At 73.2% G+C, this 19,164-nt stretch carries 18 protein-coding genes; 15 read left to right on the top strand and 3 right to left on the bottom strand.

Going from position 1 to position 19,164, the window contains the following annotated elements:
• Positions 1-40 precede the first annotated feature (40 nt).
• The 12 genes from CRP27_RS03560 (at position 41) to CRP27_RS03505 (ending at position 14,198) form a co-directional block, all read left to right on the top strand.
• Positions 41-1,264: an acyl-CoA dehydrogenase family protein gene (locus tag CRP27_RS03560; RefSeq protein WP_097179339.1), complete on the top strand. Its 1,224-nt coding sequence runs from the start codon at positions 41-43 to the stop codon at positions 1,262-1,264.
• 167 nt (positions 1,265-1,431) lie between these two features.
• Positions 1,432-2,217, top strand: a complete 786-nt coding sequence (locus CRP27_RS03555; protein ID WP_097179338.1) for an LLM class flavin-dependent oxidoreductase — start codon at positions 1,432-1,434, stop codon at positions 2,215-2,217.
• Positions 2,214-3,488, top strand: a complete 1,275-nt coding sequence (locus CRP27_RS03550; protein ID WP_097179337.1) for an LLM class flavin-dependent oxidoreductase — start codon at positions 2,214-2,216, stop codon at positions 3,486-3,488. Before CRP27_RS03555 ends, CRP27_RS03550 begins: the two co-directional genes overlap by 4 nt.
• Positions 3,489-3,929: 441 nt before the next feature.
• The gene (locus tag CRP27_RS03545; RefSeq protein WP_079235830.1) at positions 3,930-4,289 is read left to right on the top strand and encodes a carboxymuconolactone decarboxylase family protein; all 360 of its coding nucleotides are present in this window, start codon (positions 3,930-3,932) and stop codon (positions 4,287-4,289) included.
• 31 nt (positions 4,290-4,320) lie between these two features.
• Positions 4,321-5,517 carry an LLM class flavin-dependent oxidoreductase gene (locus tag CRP27_RS03540; RefSeq protein WP_097179336.1) on the top strand — a complete coding sequence of 399 codons (1,197 nt, stop codon included), beginning with the start codon at positions 4,321-4,323 and terminating at the stop codon, positions 5,515-5,517.
• Positions 5,514-6,869 (top strand): NtaA/DmoA family FMN-dependent monooxygenase, encoded by a 1,356-nt coding sequence (locus CRP27_RS03535; RefSeq protein ID WP_097179335.1) that lies wholly within the window; start codon positions 5,514-5,516, stop codon positions 6,867-6,869. The genes CRP27_RS03540 and CRP27_RS03535 overlap by 4 nt, the downstream gene beginning before the upstream one ends.
• Entirely contained in the window at positions 6,866-7,882 is a 1,017-nt protein-coding gene (locus CRP27_RS03530) for an LLM class flavin-dependent oxidoreductase (protein ID WP_097179334.1), read from the top strand. Before CRP27_RS03535 ends, CRP27_RS03530 begins: the two co-directional genes overlap by 4 nt.
• The gene (locus CRP27_RS03525) at positions 7,879-8,913 is read left to right on the top strand and encodes an ABC transporter permease (RefSeq protein WP_097179631.1); all 1,035 of its coding nucleotides are present in this window, start codon (positions 7,879-7,881) and stop codon (positions 8,911-8,913) included. Before CRP27_RS03530 ends, CRP27_RS03525 begins: the two co-directional genes overlap by 4 nt.
• A complete protein-coding gene (locus tag CRP27_RS03520; protein WP_097179333.1) occupies positions 8,910-9,800 on the top strand; it encodes an ABC transporter permease in 891 nt (296 codons plus the stop codon). Before CRP27_RS03525 ends, CRP27_RS03520 begins: the two co-directional genes overlap by 4 nt.
• Entirely contained in the window at positions 9,797-11,443 is a 1,647-nt protein-coding gene (locus CRP27_RS03515) for an ABC transporter ATP-binding protein (RefSeq protein ID WP_097179332.1), read from the top strand. Before CRP27_RS03520 ends, CRP27_RS03515 begins: the two co-directional genes overlap by 4 nt.
• On the top strand, positions 11,440-13,065 hold the full coding sequence (locus CRP27_RS03510) for an ABC transporter substrate-binding protein (protein ID WP_097179331.1): 1,626 nt from the start codon (positions 11,440-11,442) through the stop codon (positions 13,063-13,065). The genes CRP27_RS03515 and CRP27_RS03510 overlap by 4 nt, the downstream gene beginning before the upstream one ends.
• Entirely contained in the window at positions 13,062-14,198 is a 1,137-nt protein-coding gene (locus tag CRP27_RS03505; protein WP_097179330.1) for an LLM class flavin-dependent oxidoreductase, read from the top strand. The genes CRP27_RS03510 and CRP27_RS03505 overlap by 4 nt, the downstream gene beginning before the upstream one ends.
• 301 nt (positions 14,199-14,499) lie before the next feature.
• Here CRP27_RS03505 and CRP27_RS03500 read toward each other — a convergent pair whose 3' ends face one another.
• Genes CRP27_RS03500 through CRP27_RS03490 form a run of 3 tightly spaced genes read right to left on the bottom strand, consistent with a single transcriptional unit; the run spans position 14,500 to position 17,451 of the window.
• A complete protein-coding gene (locus tag CRP27_RS03500; protein ID WP_097179329.1) occupies positions 14,500-15,519 on the bottom strand; it encodes a transporter substrate-binding domain-containing protein in 1,020 nt (339 codons plus the stop codon).
• A gap of 46 nt (positions 15,520-15,565) precedes the next feature.
• A complete protein-coding gene (locus tag CRP27_RS03495; protein WP_097179328.1) occupies positions 15,566-16,339 on the bottom strand; it encodes an amino acid ABC transporter ATP-binding protein in 774 nt (257 codons plus the stop codon).
• Positions 16,339-17,451 carry an amino acid ABC transporter permease gene (locus tag CRP27_RS03490; protein ID WP_255257413.1) on the bottom strand — a complete coding sequence of 371 codons (1,113 nt, stop codon included), beginning with the start codon at positions 17,449-17,451 and terminating at the stop codon, positions 16,339-16,341. Before CRP27_RS03490 ends, CRP27_RS03495 begins: the two co-directional genes overlap by 1 nt.
• 132 nt (positions 17,452-17,583) lie before the next feature.
• On the opposite strand from CRP27_RS03490, the gene CRP27_RS03485 reads away from it, so the two are divergent.
• The 3 genes from CRP27_RS03485 to CRP27_RS03475 all read left to right on the top strand — a co-directional run bounded on the left by CRP27_RS03485 (position 17,584) and on the right by CRP27_RS03475 (position 19,151).
• Positions 17,584-17,835 carry a DUF4287 domain-containing protein gene (locus CRP27_RS03485; RefSeq protein WP_097179327.1) on the top strand — a complete coding sequence of 84 codons (252 nt, stop codon included), beginning with the start codon at positions 17,584-17,586 and terminating at the stop codon, positions 17,833-17,835.
• A 102-nt stretch (positions 17,836-17,937) separates the two neighbouring features.
• Positions 17,938-18,486, top strand: a complete 549-nt coding sequence (locus CRP27_RS03480; protein ID WP_097179326.1) for a hypothetical protein — start codon at positions 17,938-17,940, stop codon at positions 18,484-18,486.
• On the top strand, positions 18,483-19,151 hold the full coding sequence (locus tag CRP27_RS03475) for an RES family NAD+ phosphorylase (RefSeq protein WP_097179325.1): 669 nt from the start codon (positions 18,483-18,485) through the stop codon (positions 19,149-19,151). The genes CRP27_RS03480 and CRP27_RS03475 overlap by 4 nt, the downstream gene beginning before the upstream one ends.
• The last annotated feature ends 13 nt before the right edge of the window (positions 19,152-19,164 follow it).

Here is a 19,164-nt window from a genome sequence, read left to right as displayed (position 1 = left end):
GAGCACGAGCAGGACGCCCGCCCGTCGGTAGCGTGCCGCCATGTGCCCGAGTGAGATCCCGGCCGACGCCCGCTACGAGGAACTGATCGCGCCGTTGCGACCGGTGATCGAACGGATCGCCGTCGACGCCCGGCAGCGGGAACGCGAGGAGCGGCTCGCCACCGACCAGCTCGGCTGGCTCGTCGACGCCGGGTTCGCCCGTTGGCGGGCCCCCGTCGAGTGGGGCGGGGTCGGCGCACGGCTGTCGGACGTGTTCCGGGCCGTCGCGGAGATCGCGGAGGTCGACCCGAACCTCGCGCACGTGTGGCGCAACCACTTCTCGTTCATCGAGGACCGGGTGCACGCCGAGGGCACCCCGTTCGACCGGGAGATCGTCGCGCGACTCGGCGGCGGCGAGTTCGTCGGCGGCGGGTGGAGCGAGACCCCGAACACCGCCGGCGTCGACATCACCACCCGGATCACCCGCGACCCGGACGGGGGCTGGCGCGTGACCGGGCGGAAGTTCTACTCGACGGGCAGCGTCTACGCACGCTGGATCACGGTGCTGGCGCTCGACGACACCGGAGCGCGGTTCGTCGCACTCGTGGACGCCCGGGACCCGGGTGTGGTCATCGGCGACGACTGGGACGGCTTCGGCCAGCGGGTCACCGGCAGCGGGAGTGTGACGTACACCGACGTGCGGGTGCCCGACGAGCGGGTGCTGCCGTACGCGACGCGCTACCCGTACCAGGAGCAGTACTACCAGACGGTGATGCACGCGATCCTCGTCGGCATCGGGCGGGCGGCCCTCCGTGAGGGGATCGCGGCGCTGCGCTCCCGGTCCCGCGGGCACCACAACGGCACCGCCGCGGACCCGACGCAGGACCCCGAGCTGCTCGGCACGATCGGTACCGTCGCGGCCCGGGTGTACGCCGCCGACGCCGCGTTCACCGCGAGCCTCGGGCCGGTGGACGCCGCCGTCGACCGGCACACCGAACTCCGGGCGACCGGAGCGGACCCGTCGACGGACACGGACCTGCGCGCAGCCCTCGAGCGGAGCTGGATCGCGGTCGCTCAGGCACAGACGGTCGTCACCGACGCCGTGCTCGACGCGACGACGCTCGTGTTCGACGCCCTCGGGTCGAGCGGCACCTTCCGCGCCCTGGGTCTCGACCGGCACTGGCGGAACGCGCGGACCCTGGCGTCGCACAACCCGCGCGGGCACAAGCGACGCATCGTCGGGGACCTGCTCGTGAACGGCGCCAGCCCGCTCGACCGCGCGTAACCCGCCGTCACGAGGCGCAACCCGACGACACCTGCACCCGGCGGGCCCGCTCCGCCCCGTACGGTCGTCGGCAACGGCCCGCCACGGACGCAGGGGAGGCGATGGTGGCGGGCCGCTCTGCACGCAACGAGCGCGCGTGCCGACGCGCGCACCGGGAGGGGCCCACCGTGACCGAGACACCCGCACCGACGATCGTCACCGTGCCGGACGCCGACCTCGCAGCGGCCGTCGCCCGACCCGGCGGGATCGCCCGGCTCGCCGACCGCATCCGGGCCTCGGGCGCCGTGGCCGTCGCGATCGGCACCGACCGCTTCGACGCCGAACGCGGTCGTGGTCACCGGCTCGACCCGACCACCGCGGCGCTCGCCCTCGGCCGCGCACTGCCCACGCACGGGCTGCTCGTCGCCGCAGCCCCCGCCCGGGAACACCCGTACAACGTCGCCCGACGAGTGCTGTCCCTCGACCACGTCCTGGACGCCCGGGTCGGACTCGTCGTCGGCGCGCGGGACCACGGGCTGCCGGCGACGGGGGAGCAGCACGACCCGGCCGAGTTCGCCGAGGTCGTGCGCGGCCTCTGGCGGACGTGGCCGCTCGACAGCATCATCGGCGACCGCGAGGCCGGACGGTTCGCCGACACGACCCGGATCCACCCGCTCGACCACGACGGCGGACCGGGCGGGTACCGGGTCCGGGGGCCGCTGACGACGCCGTCGAGCCGGCAGGGCGAACCCGTCCTCGCGGTCTGGCACGACGTCGCGTACGAGGGTGCCGACCTGGTGCTCGGTGCGCACCGGGACGACACCGGGGTCGCGCACCCACTCGTCCCGTTGCCGGCCGCGGCCGACGCGTCGGAGCCGAGCCGCGCCTCCCGGCCCTCGACCGGTCCCGCGACCCGCCGGCGGACGCTCCGTGACCTGCTCGGCCTGCCCGTCCCCGCGGCGGTCGGCGCATGAGCGCCGAGGCCGACGCCGGGCTCGTCCTCGGCGTCAACCTGCAGGGCTTCGGCCAGCGGCCGGCGGCCTGGCGGACCCAGGACGTCGAACCGACCGACCTGCTCACCGCCGAGTTCTGGCGCGACCTCGGCCGGATCGCGGAACGCGGGCTGCTCGACATGGTGTTCTTCGCCGACCACCCCGCGCTCGGCGACCCGAACGTGCGTGCGTACGGGCTGCTCGAACCGTTCGTGGCGCTCGGGGCGATCGCCGACGCGACCACCCACCTCGGGCTCGTCGGGACCGCGTCGACGACCTACAACGACCCGGTGGACCTCGCCGAGCGGCTGCTGTCGCTCGACACGGTCTCCGGGGGCCGCGTGGCGTGGAACGCCGTGACGACCTACGACCGGTCGGTGTCGGCGAACTTCGGCGTCGCGACGAACCCGGAGCGACCCGAGCGGTACGCCCGCGCCGGGGAGGTCGTCGACCTCGTCCAGGCGCTCTGGCGGTCCGCCGCCACCGGGGTCCCCGTCGACCACCACGGCGAGTTCACCGAGTTCGCGGGGACGCTCACCGTCCCGCCGTCGGCGCAGGGACACCCCGTGGTGTTCCAGGCCGGGGGATCGCCGCACGGCCGCGACCTCGCCGCCCGGGTCGCAGAGGGCGTGTTCGCGGTCGAGCTGACGCCCGAGCCTGCCCGGGAGCACTACCGTGCGGTCAAGCAGGCGGCCGAGAAGTACGGTCGGCGTGCGGCGGACGTGGCGATCGTCCCGGGGCTGTCCCTCGTGCTCGGCAGCACCGAGGCCGAGGCACAGCGACGGTTCGACGAGCTCGAGGCCCTCGCCCCGGACGGCTACTCGCTCCGGGCGCTCGGGACGCACCTCGACGCCGACCTCACCGACCTCGACCCGGATGCGCCGATCCCCGCGGCGATCCTCGACCGCGAGGTCGACCCTGTGACGTACGGCCCGTCACTCGGCTACCACGAGACGGTCGTGCGCTGGGTCCGCTCGCACAACACGTCCCTGCGTGAGGTGCTGCGCGGCTTCGGCGGGTACGGCGCCCGGATCGTGGTCGGCACGCCCGAGCAGGCCGCCGACACGATCGAGGAGTGGTACCGCACCGGGGCCGCCGACGGGTTCACCCTGATGGTCGACGAGTTCCCGCGGGGCCTCGAGACCGTGGTCGACGAGCTCGTGCCGATCCTGCAGCGCCGCGGGGTGTTCCACCGCGAGTACGAGGACGTCACGTTGCGCGGGCGGCTCGGCGCGCGGGCGCGCGGGCTGTAGCGCGGGGCGCGGCCGGGGCGCGGGGCGCGCCGGGCCGGCGTCGCGCCGGCGCTGCAGTGTGCGAGGTTCCGCGCACGGTGGGACCGTCCGGGCCTCGCACACTGCGCGGAACCACGCACCGTACGTCGCGCTCGCACCGTGCGAGCCACCTGCGGCCTGGAGGCGCGTGGCGGCGCCGCCACGCGCCTCCAGGCCGCAGTGTGCGAGCTCTCGTGCACGGTGCGAGCCGCGTGGGCCCGCACACTGCGCGGAACCTCGCACGGTGCGTCGGCCTCGCACGGTGCGAGGGCGGCGCGAGCGCGCGCCGCGCGCCGCCGCCCCGCGCCGGCGCGTGACGCCGTGTGACGCCGCGGCGCCGGCGCCGCGTCACACGACGCAACGCCCGGTCACGCTCCGCAACACCCGTCGTCCCCGGGCCCGGTCGGTCATAGCGTCGCCACCATGACCGACTACCTCGACCGCGAGCACGACAAGACCTTCACGAAGGTCTACAAGCAGCAGACCCCGGACATCCTGAAGGCGTTCGTCCAGTTCGACGAGTCGGTGTTCCAGGCCGAGGGCCGCGAGATCCCGCTGAAGTACCGGGAGCTCATCGCGCTGGCGGTCGGCATCACCACGCAGTGCGTCTACTGCATCGACGGCCACAGCCAGCGCGCGGTGAAGGCCGGCGCGAACGAGGCCGAGCTCGCCGAGGCCGCCTGGGTCGCCACGGCCATCCGCGCCGGCGGCGGGTTCGCCCACGGCCGCCTCGGCTTCAAGTTCGGCGCCGACGCCGCGGCACCCGCCCCGCACGAGCACTGACCACCGCCCACACCCGACGGAAGCGCACCCCATGCCCGACCGCACCACCCTCGTCTCCGCCCTGCAGGGCGCCGGCTGGCACCCCGCCGCCTGGCGCACCGCCGGACCCGCGGCGCAGCGCCTCACCAGCCTCCGGTACTGGCGCGACGTCGTCGTGGAGCAGGACCGCCTCGGCGTCGACGCCGTCACGATCGAGGACTCCTTCACCGCCGGTCCGGTCGACGCGGCTGGCGACCTCGACACGACCACCGTGGTCGGCCGCCTCGACGCCCTCCTCGTCGCCAACGCGGTCGCCCCCGCGACCCGCGCGATCGGTCTGGTGCCGACCGTCTCGGTGACGCACACCGAACCGTTCCACGTCGCCACGGGCCTCCAGACCCTCGACCACGTCTCGCTCGGCCGGGCCGGCTGGCGGATCCAGGTGAGCCCGACGAGCCGCGAGGCCGCGCTCTTCGGCCGCCGCGCCGGCGGCGATGACGTGTCGACCCTCTTCGCGGAGGCGCGCGAAGTCGCCGAGGTCGTCTCCCGGCTCTGGGACAGCTGGGACGACGACGCGATCATCCGCGACGTCACGACCGGCCGCTTCATCGACCGGGACCGGATCCACAACGCCGAGTTCGTCGGCGAGCACGTCTCGGTACACGGCGCGTCGATCGTGCCGCGGTCGCCGCAGGGGCGTCCGCCGGTCTTCTCGCTGGCGCACCGGTCGGACGCCGCCGAGTTCGCCGTCGACACCGCCGACGTCGTGCTGGTCACGCCCGGCTTCGACGGACGGGAGGCGCGGGACCTGTTGACCGAGATCCGTGCCCTCGAGCAGGCGGCCGGCTCGGACGTCCGTCGCCCTGTCCTCGCCGACCTCGCGGTGCTCATCGGGTCGTCACCCGCTGCCGCGGCCGACGAGCTCGCCGCGCTCGACGAGGCCGCCGGCACGCCGTACGCGGACGTCTCCGACACGTCCGTCCTCGCGACCACCGTCCCGGAGCTCGTCTCGCTGATCGGCGACCTCCGAGGCCTCGGCTTCGCCGGCGTCCGCCTCCGGCCCCTCCGCATCCCCGTGGACAGCACCGCGATCGCGCGGCAGCTCGTCCCCGCACTCGTCACGGCCGGCCTCCGCGCCGACGTGGCCTCGCGTCCCACCGCCGACCTGCGCACGCGGCTCGGCATCGCCCCGGCGGTCAGCCGGTACGCGTCCGTCTCCGGTCCCGCCCCCGTGGAGGTCTCAGCATGAGCGCCAAGCGTCAGGTCCACCTCGCCGCCCACTTCCCCGGCGTCAACAACACCACGATCTGGAGCGACGACCGGGCCGAGAGCCAGATCGCGTTCTCGTCGTTCGAGCACTTCGCCCGGAACGCCGAGCGCGGGTTCTTCGACTACCTGTTCCTCGCCGAGGGCCTGCGGCTGCGCGAGCAGAAGGGCCGCATCCACGACCTCGATGTCGTCGGGCGCCCGAACACGCTCGCGATCCTCGCCGCCCTCGCCGGGGTCACCGACCACATCGGGCTCGTCGGCACCCTGCAGACCACGTTCAACGAGCCGCTCGAGCTCGCGAAGCAGCTGGCGACGCTCGACCACCTCACCGACGGACGTGCCGGGTGGAACGTCGTGACCAGCTCGGACGCGTTCCACGGCGCGAACTTCCGTCGTGGCGGGTTCCTCGACCACGCCGACCGGTACACGCGGGCCGCGGAGTTCATCGAGCTGTCCCGCGAGCTCTGGGACTCGTGGGAGTCCGACGCCGTCGTGGCGTCCGACGTCTTCGCGGACCGCTCCCGGATCCGCGACGTCGACCACCACGGCCCGCAGTTCGACGTCACCGGGACGTTCCCGGTGCCGCGCAGCCCGCAGGGCCACCCCGTGGTCGTGCAGGCCGGCGACTCCGACGAGGGACGCGACCTCGCCGCCCGGCACGCCGAGGTGATCTTCTCGCTGCACACCGAGTTCGAGGACGCGCAGACGTACTACCGGGACATCACCGAGCGCCTCGAGCGGGTCGGTCGATCGAAGGACGAGCTGCACATCCTGCCCGGCGCGACCTTCACGATCGGGGACACCCCGGCCGACGCCGAGGAGCGGTCCCGCGCGATCCGCCGTGCCCAGGTCAGCCCGGCGACCGCGATCGCGTTCCTCGAGCAGGTCTGGAACCGCGACCTGTCCTCGTACGACGTCGACGGCCCGCTGCCCGAGGTCGATCCGGACTACGAGGGCGCGGCGATCACCCGCGGTCGTGCGCGGCACACCCGTGACGTGCCGGCGCTCGTGCAGTCCTGGCGCGACCTGGCCGAGGCCGAGCACCTGTCCATCCGCGACCTCGTCATCCAGGTGTCGACGCGCGGCGGGTTCGTCGGCACGCCCGAGCACATCGCCGCCGAGATCGACCGGTACGTGCAGGAGCGTGCCACCGACGGGTTCGTCGTCGTCCCGCACACCAACCCGTACGGCCTCGACGAGTTCGTCGACACGGTCGTCCCGCTGCTGCAGGAGCGCGGGGTGTACCGGGACTCGTACGACGAGGGTGCGACCCTCCGCGAGACGCTCGGCCTGCCGGGGACCATCACCCAGCGCCAGGCAGTGTCGGCATGACCGTGCGCAGCCTGTCGATCCTCGTGCCGGGGAACTTCGAGGACGACGCACCCGTCGAGGGCCTCGAGTCGACGCTCGACCTGTTCGCCACGGCGGAGCGGCTCGGCGTCGACGGCGCCTGGGTCCGACACCGTCACCTCGAGCACGGCATCGGGTCGGCGGCGGTGTTCCTCGCCGCGGCCTCGCAGCGCACGAGCACGATCGAACTCGGGGTCGCCGTCGTGCCGATCGGCTGGGAGAGCCCGTTCCGCCTCGCCGAGGACTTCTCGCTCGCCGACGTCCTGTCGCACGGGCGGGTCCAGGTCGGGCTGTCGACCAGTGCCCCGCACGAGGACATCCTCGGCGACCTGGTGTTCGACGGCGACTGGCGCTCCTTCGACCGCGGCTACGGGCGGGTCACGCGGTTCGTCGACAACCTGCGCGGGGACTTCCTCGGTGACGAGGACACCGTCATCCAGAGCCCGGGGAACGTCCAGCGTCCACGGTTGCAGCCGTACGCCCCGGGGCTCGTCGACCGGGTCTGGTACGGCGGGGGATCGCTCCGGTCGGCCGCCTTCGCGGGCAGCGCCGGGCTCAACCTGCTCATCGGCAACCTCACCTCGGGCGAGGGCACCGACGACTACGGCACCGCCCAGCGGAACCAGCTCGCCGCGTACCGCGCCGCGCTGCCGTCGGGCCGCGCACCCCGCGTGGCCTGGGGCCGCTGCGTCGTCCCGACGGACTCGGCCGACCGGGTCTCGCGCGAGCGCTACCGGGTCTGGTACGAGTCGCGCCTCGAACGGCAGACCGCACCGCAGGGCCCCCGGCGCACCCTGTTCTCGGCGGACCTCGTCGGTCCCGCCGAGCAGATCGTGGAGCAGCTCGTCGAGGACGCCACCTTCGCCGAGGTCGACGAGTTCCGCATCGAGCTGCCCTACGAGTTCGCCGGCGACGAGTACGAGCAGATCGTCGCCGACGTCGTGGCGAGGGTCGCGCCGGAGCTCGGGTGGCAGCCGGCGGTGGTCGCGGCGTGACCCGGTACGTGCTCTCCCGCATCGGGCAGGCCGTGCTCGTGCTCTGGGCGGCGTGGACGATCTCGTTCTTCGTCCTGTACGTCCTGCCGAGCGACCCCGCTCGGATCATGCTCGGTCCGGACGCCACCGACGTGACGCAGGCGCAGCTCGACGCGCTCCGCCACCAGTACGGCCTCGACCAGCCAGTGCTCGTGCAGTACCTCCAGCACCTCGGCTCCCTCCTGACCGGCGACCTCGGCCGTTCGATCGGCGTCGGCCGACCCGTCACCGAGGTCATCGGCGAGGCCGTCGGGCCGACCGCGCAGATCGCCGTCGTGGGCCTGCTGCTCGCGATCGTGTTCGGCGGCGGACTCGCGGTCGTCGCGACGTGGAGCCGGAACCGTGCCCTCGGGCAGTTCCTCCTCCAGCTCCCTCCGGTCGGGGTCGCCGTCCCCGGCTTCTGGTTCGCCCTGCTGCTCGTGCAGTGGTTCTCGTTCGGCCTGCACGTCTTCCCCGCGTTCGGCGGTGAGGGGCCGTCGTCGGTCGTCCTGCCGGCGATCACCCTGGCGCTGCCGACCGGTGCGACGATCGCCCAGCTGCTCTCGAAGTCCCTGGTCGCGACGCTCCGTGAGCCGTACGTCGACACCGCGTACGCCAAGGGCGCCGGACGGTGGCGGGTGCAGCTCCGGCACGCGCTGCAGAACGCCGCACTGCCGGCCCTCACCGTGACCGGCCTCATCGTCGGACAGTTGTTCTCCGGCACCGTCATCACCGAGACGGTGTTCTCCCGCCCGGGCCTCGGCCGTGTCACCGCGACCGCGGTGCAGGGGCAGGACATCCCCGTCGTCCAGGGCATCGTGCTCGTCGCCGCGGCGATCTTCGTCGTCGCGAACCTCGTCGTCGACCTCGTGTACCCGCTCCTCGACCCGCGGGTCGTCCTGGCGGGGAGCCGCCGGAAGCTGCGCGAGCAGGACGGAGCGACACCGGGCGGCCCGGCCACCGGCTCGACCGCGCCCGCCGCCCCGACCGTACCCCAGGGAGCCACCGCATGACCGAGACCACGCAGCTCGCGATCGGCCGTCCCGCGTCGCTCGTCACCGACCGTGTCCCCGGCGGCGCGACCGCACTCCGGGGCCTCGTCGCCCGGCCGACGCTCACCGTCGCGGTCCTCTGGCTCGCGCTCGTCGTCCTCGCCGCGCTGCTCCCCGGCGCCCTGACCCACCACGACCCGCTCGCCGCGGAACCGGCCGTGAAGCTCACCGCGCCGGACGCCGCGCACTGGTTCGGCACCGACCAGCTCGGTCGCGACCTGTACGCCCGAGTCGTGCACGGCACCGCGCTCACCCTGCAGGCGGCGATCCTCGCGATCCTCATCGGGCTCGTCGGCGGCTCGGTGATCGGGCTCCTCGCCGGGTTCGTCGGCGGGGTAGTCGACACGGTGCTCATGCGCGTGGCGGACGTCCTGCTCGCCATCCCGAGCCTGCTGCTGTCGTTGACGATCGTCACCGTCCTGGGCTTCGGCACCGTGAACGTCGCGGTGGCGGTCGGCGTCGCGAGCATCGCCACCATCGCCCGGATCATGCGCTCCGAGGTCGTCCGGGTCCGCACCGCCCCGTACGTCGAGGCGGCCACCGCGAACGGGAACCGCTGGTGGCGGGTGCTGCTCGTGCACGTGCTGCCGAACGCGGCCGGCCCGGTGCTCGTCCTCGCCGCGCTCGAGTTCGGCACCGCGATCCTCGCCGTCTCCAGCCTGAGCTTCCTCGGTTACGGCGCCCAGCCGCCGGCACCGGAGTGGGGCTCGCTCGTCTCGACCGGCCGCGACTTCATCGCCACCTCGTGGTGGCTGACGACCATCCCCGGTCTCGTCATCGCGGTCACGGTGCTCGCCGGCAACCGCGTCGCCCGGGCCCTCGACACCGAACGGCGGGCCGTCCGATGAGCCTCCTCAGCATCCGTGACCTCACGGTCGCGTACGGCCGCGGCCGGCACGCGCGCACCGCACTGCACGGCGTCTCCCTCGACGTCGGTCGCGGCGAACGCGTCGCGATCGTCGGCGAGTCCGGTTCCGGCAAGTCGACGACGGCGCACGCGGTCCTCCGGCTCCTGCCCGCAGCGGCCGCTCTGACGGGAGGCACGGTGCGGCTCTCCGGGACCGCCGCCGGTTCCGCGGACCTCGACCTGGTCACCGCCTCCGACGCCGAGGTGCGTCGTGTCCGCGGCGTCCGGATCGGCTTCGTCCCGCAGGACCCCACCGTCTCCCTCAACCCCGTCACGCGGATCGGCCGGCAGGTCGCCGAGGTGCTCGAGATCCACGGCATCGCGACGGGGGCTGACGCGCACGACCGCGCCGTGGAGGAGCTCCGACGGGCCGGGATCGACCGCCCGGAACTCCGCGCGAAGCAGTACCCGCACGAGCTGTCCGGCGGCATGCGGCAGCGCGTGCTCATCGCCATCGCGCTGATCGGCGACCCGGAGCTCCTCGTCGCCGACGAGCCCACGAGCGCCCTCGACGTCACCGTGCAGCGGACGATCCTCGACCACCTCGACCGGCTCGTCGCCGAGCGGGGGACGAGCGTCCTCTTCATCACGCACGACCTCGGGGTCGCCGCGGACCGGGCCGACCGGATCGTCGTGATGTCCGAGGGGCGGATCGTCGAGCAGGGCACCCCCGCCGAGGTGCTCGGCGCACCCCGCGAGGCCTACACCCGCGCGCTCATCGCAGCGGCGCCCAGTCTCGACGACGTGACCGTGTCCGTGGGAGCCGCCCCGCGCCTCCAGGCCGGTGCGGACGACCCGCTCGTCGTCGCGACGGGCCTGCTGAAGTCCTTCGCCCGCGTCGCCGCCGTCGACGGCGTCGACGTGACCGTCCCGCGCGGCCGCACCCTCGCGCTGGTGGGGGAGTCCGGGTCCGGGAAGTCGACCACGGCACGCCTCGTGCTCGGTCTCGAGCGCGCCGACGCTGGCACCGTCCGGTTCGACGGCGACGACGTGACCGCCGCCCGCGGTGCGGCACTCCGGGCGTACCGGCGCCGGGCGCAGATCGTGCAGCAGAACCCGTACGCGGCCCTGCACCCGCGGCTGTCGGTCGGGGCGGTCATCGCCGACCCGCTCGCGGCGTTCGGGATCGGCACCCGGCGGTCGCGTGCGGCCCGTGCGGCGGAGCTGCTCGACCTCGTGGCCCTGCCAGCCTCGGCGGCCGGTCGGCGACCGTCGGAACTGTCCGGCGGCCAACGGCAGCGCGTCGCCATCGCCAGGGCCCTCGCGCTCGACCCGTCGTTCGTCGTCCTCGACGAACCGGTGTCGGCGCTCGACGTGTCCGTCCAGGCGCAGATCCTCGACCTGCTCGCGTCGCTGCAGGAGACGCTCGGCGTCTCGTACCTGTTCATCTCGCACGACCTCGCCGTCGTCCGCCGCATCGCCCACGAGGTCTCCGTCCTCCGGGGCGGGCGCGTGGTCGAGCACGGCGGTGTCGCCGACGTCCTCCACCACCCGCAGCACGAGTACACCCGTGCCCTGCTCGACGCGATCCCCGGACGATCCCGGCGCGTCGCACCCCTCACCCCCTCCGAAGGAGCCTCATGACCATCCACCGCACCCCGATCCGTCTGGTGGCCGCGATCGCGGCCGGCACCGCGGCGGCCCTGGTGATGGCCGGCTGCTCGTCGGGCAGCACCGCGTCGTCGTCCTCGTCGTCGAAGCCCGTCGACGGCGGTTCGCTGACCTACGCGATCGCCAATGACCCGATCACGCTGAACCCGACGGGCACCGGCGCCGGCAACGACACGCTCGCCATCACCCGGCAGCTCGTCGACTCGCTGCTCTGGCAGGACCCGTCGGACGGCTCGCTCAAGCCCTGGCTGGCGACGAAGTACTCGGCGAACAGCGACGCGACCGCGTTCACGTTCGACCTGCGTTCCGGTGTGACGTTCTCCGACGGGTCGACGTTCGACGCCACCGCCGTGAAGGACACCTTCGACGACATCGCGAAGGCCGGGGCGTCCAGCACCGCAGCGGCGTACTTCTCCGGGTACAAGGAGACGAAGGTCATCGACGACGACACCGTCGAAGTCGACTTCACGACGCCGAACGCCGCCTTCCCGAACGCCACCGCGTCGGTCGCGCTCGGCATCGTCGCGCCGAAGACCACCGAGACGCCGTTCGACGACCGGGCCGACGGCACGGCCGTCATCGGGACCGGGCCGTTCACGCTGTCGTCCTACACGAAGAACACCTCCACCGTCCTCACGAAGCGCAAGGACTACGACTGGGGCCCCGCCGCGCGGTCGAACCCCGGGGCGGCGCACCTGTCCAAGGTGACGTTCCAGGTCGTCCCCGAAGCCAGCGTCCGCACCGGCAGCCTGCAGTCCGGTCAGCTCGACGCCATCAGCAGCGTGCAGCCGAGCGACGTCGACACGCTGAAGTCGCAGTACGAGCTCGTCACCCGCGCGAACCCCGGGCAGGTGTTCGGTCTCACGTTCAACCAGAAGCGCCCGCTCGTGTCCGACCTCGTCGTCCGCAAGGCGATCGCGCAGGCCGTCGACCCGAAGACCGTCAGGGACACGTCCCTGAACGACCTGTTCAAGGTCGCGACCTCGGTGCTCGGCTCGACCACCCCCGGGTACACCGACACCTCGTCGGCGATCTCGTACGACCCTGCCGCTGCTGCGTCCGCCCTGGACGCCGCCGGGTGGAAGAAGGGCTCGGACGGCATCCGGTCGAAGGACGGCGAGAAGCTGCAGCTCAAGCTCATCTGGATCACGAACTTCGGGCCGAACCAGACCTCGCTCGAACTCATCCAGCAGGAGCTGAAGAGGGTCGGCGTCGGCCTGACCCTCGAGAGCGGCACCGTCCCGCAGTACCTCGCCAACACGACGAGCGGGGACTGGGACCTCGCGTGGGACAACAACTCCCGGGCCGACGGTGACGTCCTCCGGTCGAAGTTCTCGAGCGACGGCGCACAGTCGATCGGCGCCGGCGACGGCACGCTCGACGCCCTGTTCACGAAGGAGCTCTCGCAGTCCTCCGCCACCGAGCGCACGGCCACGTTCGCCTCGATCCAGGAACGCATCGCCGCGCAGGTGGACTTCGTGCCCGTGCACGAGCTGACCAGCATCATCGCCACCGCGAAGGACGTGCACGGCATCGCGTTCGGTGCGGACACCCGCCTCGACCAGCTCACCGGCGCCTGGAAGGACGCAGCATGACCGCCGTCCCCCTGTCGATCCTCGACCTCGTGCCGGTCAGCGCCGGGTCCACCGCGGCGCAGGCGCTGCACCGCACGATCGACCTCGCGCAGCACGCGGAGCGCGCCGGGTACGCCCGGTACTGGCTCGCCGAGCACCACCTCAACCCCGGCGTCGCGGGCAGCGCGCCGAACATCGTGATCGGCGCCGTGGCCGCCGCGACCTCGACGATCCGGGTCGGCAGCGCGGCGACCCTGGTCGGCAACGTCCGCGGGCTGCAGATCGCCGAGACCTTCGGCACGCTCGCCGCGCTGTACGGGCCGCGGATCGACCTCGGTCTCGGCCGGTCCGGTGCCCCCGCGCCCGGTGCCCCGAAGCCGCCGTCGCTCGCGCCGCGCGAGGACGAGGTGGTCGACGGGCTGCTCATCCCGGCACCGTTCGACTTCCGGATCGCCCCGCGCAGCCGGTTCGCGCTGCAGGGCGAGCTGCTCGGCCGGGTGCCGGGCGACGTCGACCGGTTCGAGGGCGAACTCGACCTGATCCGGGCGCTGTTCGCAGGCACGTGGTCCCACGACGGCGCGGTCGTCGAGGCGCCGCCCGCCGCCGGCACCCCGGTCGAACTCTGGATCCACGGCTCCACCGGGGGTGCGAGCGCCCGGGCCGCCGGCGCGCTCGGCCTGCCCTACGGTGCGAACTACCACACGTCGCCGGGCACGGTCCTGGCGTCGGTGCAGGCCTACCGGGACGCGTTCCGCCCCGGCGTGCTCGACGCTCCGCACGTCATCGTGTCGGCGGACGTCGTCGTCGGCCGGGACACCGCCGAGGCCTCCGAACTCGCCCTCGGCTACGGCCAGTGGGTGCACTCGATCCGCTCCGGTGTCGGCGCGATCGAGTACCCGACACCAGACTGGGCGCGGGAGCACCCGTTGGACGACGCCGCGGCGGCATCGGTCGCGGACCGGATCGCCACGCGGTTCGTCGGCGACGCCGGCACGGTCGCCGACCAGCTCGAGACGCTGCGTCGCGCGACCGGGGCGGACGAGCTCCTCGTCACCACGATCACGCACGACCACGATGCGCGGGTGCGCTCTTACGAGCTGCTCGCGGCCGAGTGGGCGCGGCGTGCCGAGCAGGCGGTGCCGGCCGCGGTCTGAGACGCGGCCGGCCGACGGACGGGAGGCGCGGTGCCAGCTGGCACCGCGCCTCCCGTCCGTCGCGTGCGTGCGTCCGACGCGTGCCTGCCGGGCTGCCGACTCGGTGCGACGAATCCGCTGTCGTGCGACGTCGGTGTTGTCGCACGGGGGCCAGCGTCCGGCGAGCTGGCCGCCTCCGACACCACGCGAGTCGATCGACGCGTGCGGTGTCGCACCATGCCCGCGCATCCGACGGGGCGGCTCGACGAACGACACCCCCGCGGCCAGGACGGCCACGGGGGTGTCGGATGCGCGTGCAGCGTCAGCTGGCGTCGAGCGGCAGACCCTCGGGGTTCACCTCGGACGTCTGCACCGCCTCGTTCGACAGGTTGTACGCCTGCAGCCACTTCGCGTACGTGCCGTCCTCCACGAGCTCGTTGATCGCCGCCGCGACGGGCTTCGCGATCCCGCTGCCCTTCTTGGTCGTCGCCGCGATCAGCCCCTGCAGCGACGAGCCGGCGCCGGAGTAGGTGCCCGCGGTCGTCGTCTCCTTCGCGGTGCCCTTGCTCTGCGCGTTCTGGTAGGCGATCGTCGGGTTCGGACCGAAGTAGCCGTCGATCTTGCCGGAGTCGAGCGCGAGCTTGATGGCGTTGCCGTCGGGGTAGTACTTGATCGCGAAGTCCTTCCCCTTCGCCTGCAGCTCCTTCTGCCACTCGAGCAGGATCTTCTCCTGGTTGGTGCCGGAACTCACCGAGAGGGTCTTGCCGGCGAGGACGGCGGGGTCGCCGTCGAAGGTCCACGACGCGTCCGCCAGCACCTGGAAGGCCAGGTTGTCCTGCCGGTACGAGGCGAAGTCGTACTTCTCCTTGCGCTGCTCGGTGACGGTGATGTTCGAGAAGCCGGCGTCGTACTTGCCGCTGTCGATGCCGACGAAGAGGTTGTCCCACGTGGCGTTCTGGACGTCCGGCTCGAGTCCGAGCTTCGCGGCGACGAGGCGGCCCAGGTCGGGCTCCGAGCCCGTCAGGGTCTTCTGGTCGTCGCCGGTGAAGGCGAGCGGCGGGAAGCCCGACGGCAGGGCACCGACGCCGATGGTCAGCTTGCCCGAGTCCTTGACGGCGGCGGGCAGCGCGTCGTGGAGCTTCGAGTCCTCCGTGACCGTGACCTTCGTCTCGGTCGCGGCGCCGTTCGAGTGGGCGCCGATCGTGACCGTGCCGTCTGCGGACCCGCCGGACGAGTCGGCGGACGCGTTGGCGGAGCACCCGGCGAGGGCGACGACGACACCGGCTGCGAGGACGAGGACGCCGGCGCGGTTCCGCCAGCGGGACGGGGTGATGGTGGACATGGTTCTCCTGTGGGGGCGAGGGTCGGGTGAGGGTCGTGCGGGGGAGTCAGCGGACGCGGGACAGGAAGTCGCGCGTGCGGGGGTGCTGCGGGTCGTCGATGAGCTGGGCGGGCGGCCCCTGCTCGACGACGCGGCCGTGGTCGAGGAACACGACGTGGTCGGCGACCTCGCGGGCGAAGGCGACCTCGTGCGTGACGATGACGAGCGTCGTGCCGGACTCGGCGAGGTCCGTGATCACGCTGAGCACCTCACCGACCAGCTCGGGGTCGAGCGCCGACGTCGGTTCGTCCAGCAGGACCACCGAGGGCTCGAGCGCCAGCGCGCGGGCGATCGCCACGCGCTGCTGCTGCCCGCCGGAGAGCTGGCGCGGCCGCGTGGCTCCGCGGTCGCCGAGGCCGACGCGTTCGAGCAGCGTCTGCGCCCGGGCCTTCGCGGTGGCCGCGGGGACACCGGAGGCGATCGGTCCCTCGGCCACGTTCTCGAGCGCGGTGAGGTGCGGGAACAGGTTGAAGTGCTGGAACACGAACCCGATCCGGGAGCGCTGCCGCAGGATCAGCCGCTCGGGCAGCTCCTTGTAGCGGGGGACGCCGTCGCGGCCGGTCCGCACCCGGACGCCGATGGTCTCGCCCCCGACGGTCACGACACCGCGGTCGAGGGGTTCGAGGTGGTTGATGGCCCGCAGCAGCGTGGACTTGCCGGACCCGGACGGGCCGAGGACGACGGTGACGCTCCCGGACGGCAGCGACAGGTCGACGCCGTCGATCACGACGTTCTCGCCGAAGGCCTTCACGGCGCCGTGGATGCCGATGGTCGCGCTCATCAGACGGCCCTGTCGTTCGTGGTGGAGGTGCCGGCGGCGACCGCCCGCTCGGCGGCGGCGGCCTCGGCACGGTGATCCGTGCCTCCAGGTCGGCGACCCGTGCCGTGCCGGACCGCGGCCCGCAGTCGCTGGAACGGCGTCGGCGGCAGCGCGCGGACCGAGCCGCGGGCCGTCCAGCGCTCGACGTAGTACTGCACGACCGACACCGCGCTCGTGAGCGCCAGGTACCAGAGCGTGGCGACGACGAGCAGCGGGATGATGTCCGTCGGGTACGTGCTCGACAGGTTCTGCACCACCCCGAACAGGTCGAGCAGCGACACGTAGAACAGCAGCGACGACGCCTTGAGCAGGCCGACGATCTGGTTCACGAACGCCGGGACGATCGAGCGGAGCGCCTGCGGCAGGATGACCCGCACGAACTGGCGGCGACGGGGGAGCCCCAGGGCCTGCGCGGCCTCGTGCTGCCCGTGGTCGACGGCGAGCACGCCGGCGCGGACGATCTCGGAGGCGTAGGCAATCTCGCTGAGGCTCAGTCCGATGACGCCGATCGCCAGGTCGCCCAGGACGTTCGCCGTCGGGACCTCGAGCTGGGGTCCGAACGGGACGCCGATGCCGATGGTCGGGTACAGCGACCCGAGGTTGTACAGGAAGACGAGCACCAGGATGAGCGGCACCGACCGGAACAGCCACACGTAGCCCCAGGCGAGGCCGGACAGCACCGGGTTGCGCGACAGCCGGGCGATCGCCACGACGATGCCGCCGGCGAAGCTGATCACGGCGCTCAGCGCCGTCGCGACGAGGGTGAGCTGCAGGCCGGTCAGGATCGCCGGGCTGAACAGCCACTTGCCGACCGCCGGCCAGCCCCACTGCTCGTTCGTGAAGAGCGTCTCGACGAAGTTCAGGAGCACGACGAGGACGACGGCGGCGGCGATCCAGCGCAGCGGGTGGCGCAGCGGGACGACGGGCCGGTCGAGCGCGGCGCGTCCGGCGGCGTCGATGGTCGCGTCGGCCGGACTTCCGTTCGGACTTGAGGCGCGGTGCGCGTCCGTCACGCTCCTCGCGCCGTCGGGGCGGGGAACGGCGTCTCGCTCCGTGTCGGTGGTCTGGGTCATGTCGCGACCGTAGGAGGTGCGTGGGGATGCGACAACGCGGGGTGCAACACATCGGCACGGGACGGAACGCGGCGTCACACACCGGGTGTGGATGACGCTCTGTGACGCGGTGCGGCGGCTATCGTGACCGGCATGACCGCACATCGAGTGACCGCACCGGAGCCCCCGGCCGACGGCAGCAAGCCCAAGGGGCCGGCGTCGTACTTCCCGAGCATCGAGAAGACGTACGGCCGCCCGGTCCAGGAGTGGCTCGACCTGGTCGCGGACCGCCTGGACGACCACGCGCACATGGAGGTCGTCGCCTGGCTCAAGGACGAGCACGGTCTGGGCCACGGGCATGCGAACGCGCTGGTCGCGTACGCGCGGAACGCGCTCGCGGGCTGATCGCCGGTCAAGGCGACGGGAGTGGTTGACGTGGTTGTCGTGCGTCCGGCACAATTGGTTGACACGGTTGACGCCGTGCACCCGATCAGCAGGAGGCCCAGGATGGCGACGACGGCACGAGCACACGCTGGTCCCGGGCGACCGACCGACCGCGTCGAAGCGCTCTTGACGGCACTCCGCAGCCGACTCGCACTCGACCGGGTCGACGGGGCGCTCGACTCCGGTGCCGACATCGAGGTGCTCGCCGACCGGATGGTGGCGGCGCTCCCGTCGGGCAAGCACGAGGCCGACGCGCTCCTCGGGCCGTTCTACGACACCCCGACCCTCGCGGCCTGGCGCGGGGTGACACGGCAGGCGCTCAGCAAGGCGACGGCGAAGCGCGACCTAATCGGCCTGAAGATCGGCGACGGCAGCCTGGTGTTCCCCTCGTTCCAGTTCGGCGTGACCGGGACGCCCCTGCCGAACCTGCGGCAGGTGCTCGCACTCATCGACCCGGACCGGATCGACCCGTGGGGCAGCGCGCTCTGGCTGAACACCCCGTCGGACGCGTTCGGCGGCACCACCGCTGCCGAGGCGCTCCGCGACGGCCGTGACGAGCAGGTCCTCGCGGCGGCGCGTCGGGCGGCGCACGCCTGGGCAGCGGACGCGTGACGCCGAGCCGGAACGAGGTCGCCCAGCGCCCGCCGCGCGACGACCTCGACCTCACCGCGTTCCCGACCGAGGAGTCGCGGGGCACGACGTTCTACCGGGCGAAGCGGCACGACCGCGGCGCCTGGTGGTTCGCGAGCACCGAGCCCGACGCCGACGGGGTCGACGGCGGCCGGTTCGACCTCGCCGTGCCACGGGGGACCTGCTACTGGGCGGACTCCGTCGAGGTCGCCGTGCGGGAACGCCTGGCGCACCACGTCCTGCACACGAACACCGTCTTCGCACCCCGGGCGCGGGAGATGGTCGTGGTGGCGGCCCGAGCCTCGCGCGGCCGCGCCTTCGCCGACGTCACGCACCCCGGTGCCGTCCGGTTCGGCGTGGGGGCCGAGCTGCAGACCATGGGCGACTACCGCGTGCCACAGGCCTGGGCGCGGGCGTTCGACGCGGCCGGGTTCGCCGGGGTCCGGTACAGCACCCGGTTCACCAGCGCGGCCCCGGCGAACGCGTGGGCGGTGTTCGGCGCGGCCGGCATCCCGAAGCGACCACGCCCGGAGCGTGTGCACCGCGACGGTGTGACCGCCTGCCGCGAATCGGGCATCAGGGTGCTCGACGACGGCTCGGACGCCGGTCCCGAGCGGTTCACGTTCGCCGAGCCGCCCGGGCCCTGACGCGCTTGTCGGT

The organism is Curtobacterium sp. 314Chir4.1, assembly GCF_900215175.1.
GTDB lineage: Bacteria > Actinomycetota > Actinomycetes > Actinomycetales > Microbacteriaceae > Curtobacterium > Curtobacterium pusillum_A.
The sequence above is the reverse complement of the archived record's forward strand: the minus strand, read 5'-3'. Positions and strand labels throughout refer to the sequence as shown.

Coding starts and splice junctions, on each gene's coding strand:
- CRP27_RS03480 (WP_097179326.1), top strand. CDS start 17,938: ATGGCGACGACGGCACGAGCACACGCTGGTCCCGGGCGACCGACCGAC.
- CRP27_RS03495 (WP_097179328.1), bottom strand. CDS start 16,339: ATGAGCGCGACCATCGGCATCCACGGCGCCGTGAAGGCCTTCGGCGAG.
- CRP27_RS03505 (WP_097179330.1), top strand. CDS start 13,062: ATGACCGCCGTCCCCCTGTCGATCCTCGACCTCGTGCCGGTCAGCGCC.
- CRP27_RS03530 (WP_097179334.1), top strand. CDS start 6,866: ATGACCGTGCGCAGCCTGTCGATCCTCGTGCCGGGGAACTTCGAGGAC.
- CRP27_RS03515 (WP_097179332.1), top strand. CDS start 9,797: ATGAGCCTCCTCAGCATCCGTGACCTCACGGTCGCGTACGGCCGCGGC.
- CRP27_RS03490 (WP_255257413.1), bottom strand. CDS start 17,451: ATGACCCAGACCACCGACACGGAGCGAGACGCCGTTCCCCGCCCCGAC.
- CRP27_RS03485 (WP_097179327.1), top strand. CDS start 17,584: ATGACCGCACATCGAGTGACCGCACCGGAGCCCCCGGCCGACGGCAGC.
- CRP27_RS03535 (WP_097179335.1), top strand. CDS start 5,514: ATGAGCGCCAAGCGTCAGGTCCACCTCGCCGCCCACTTCCCCGGCGTC.
- CRP27_RS03540 (WP_097179336.1), top strand. CDS start 4,321: ATGCCCGACCGCACCACCCTCGTCTCCGCCCTGCAGGGCGCCGGCTGG.
- CRP27_RS03500 (WP_097179329.1), bottom strand. CDS start 15,519: ATGTCCACCATCACCCCGTCCCGCTGGCGGAACCGCGCCGGCGTCCTC.
- CRP27_RS03545 (WP_079235830.1), top strand. CDS start 3,930: ATGACCGACTACCTCGACCGCGAGCACGACAAGACCTTCACGAAGGTC.
- CRP27_RS03510 (WP_097179331.1), top strand. CDS start 11,440: ATGACCATCCACCGCACCCCGATCCGTCTGGTGGCCGCGATCGCGGCC.
- CRP27_RS03520 (WP_097179333.1), top strand. CDS start 8,910: ATGACCGAGACCACGCAGCTCGCGATCGGCCGTCCCGCGTCGCTCGTC.
- CRP27_RS03560 (WP_097179339.1), top strand. CDS start 41: ATGTGCCCGAGTGAGATCCCGGCCGACGCCCGCTACGAGGAACTGATC.
- CRP27_RS03550 (WP_097179337.1), top strand. CDS start 2,214: ATGAGCGCCGAGGCCGACGCCGGGCTCGTCCTCGGCGTCAACCTGCAG.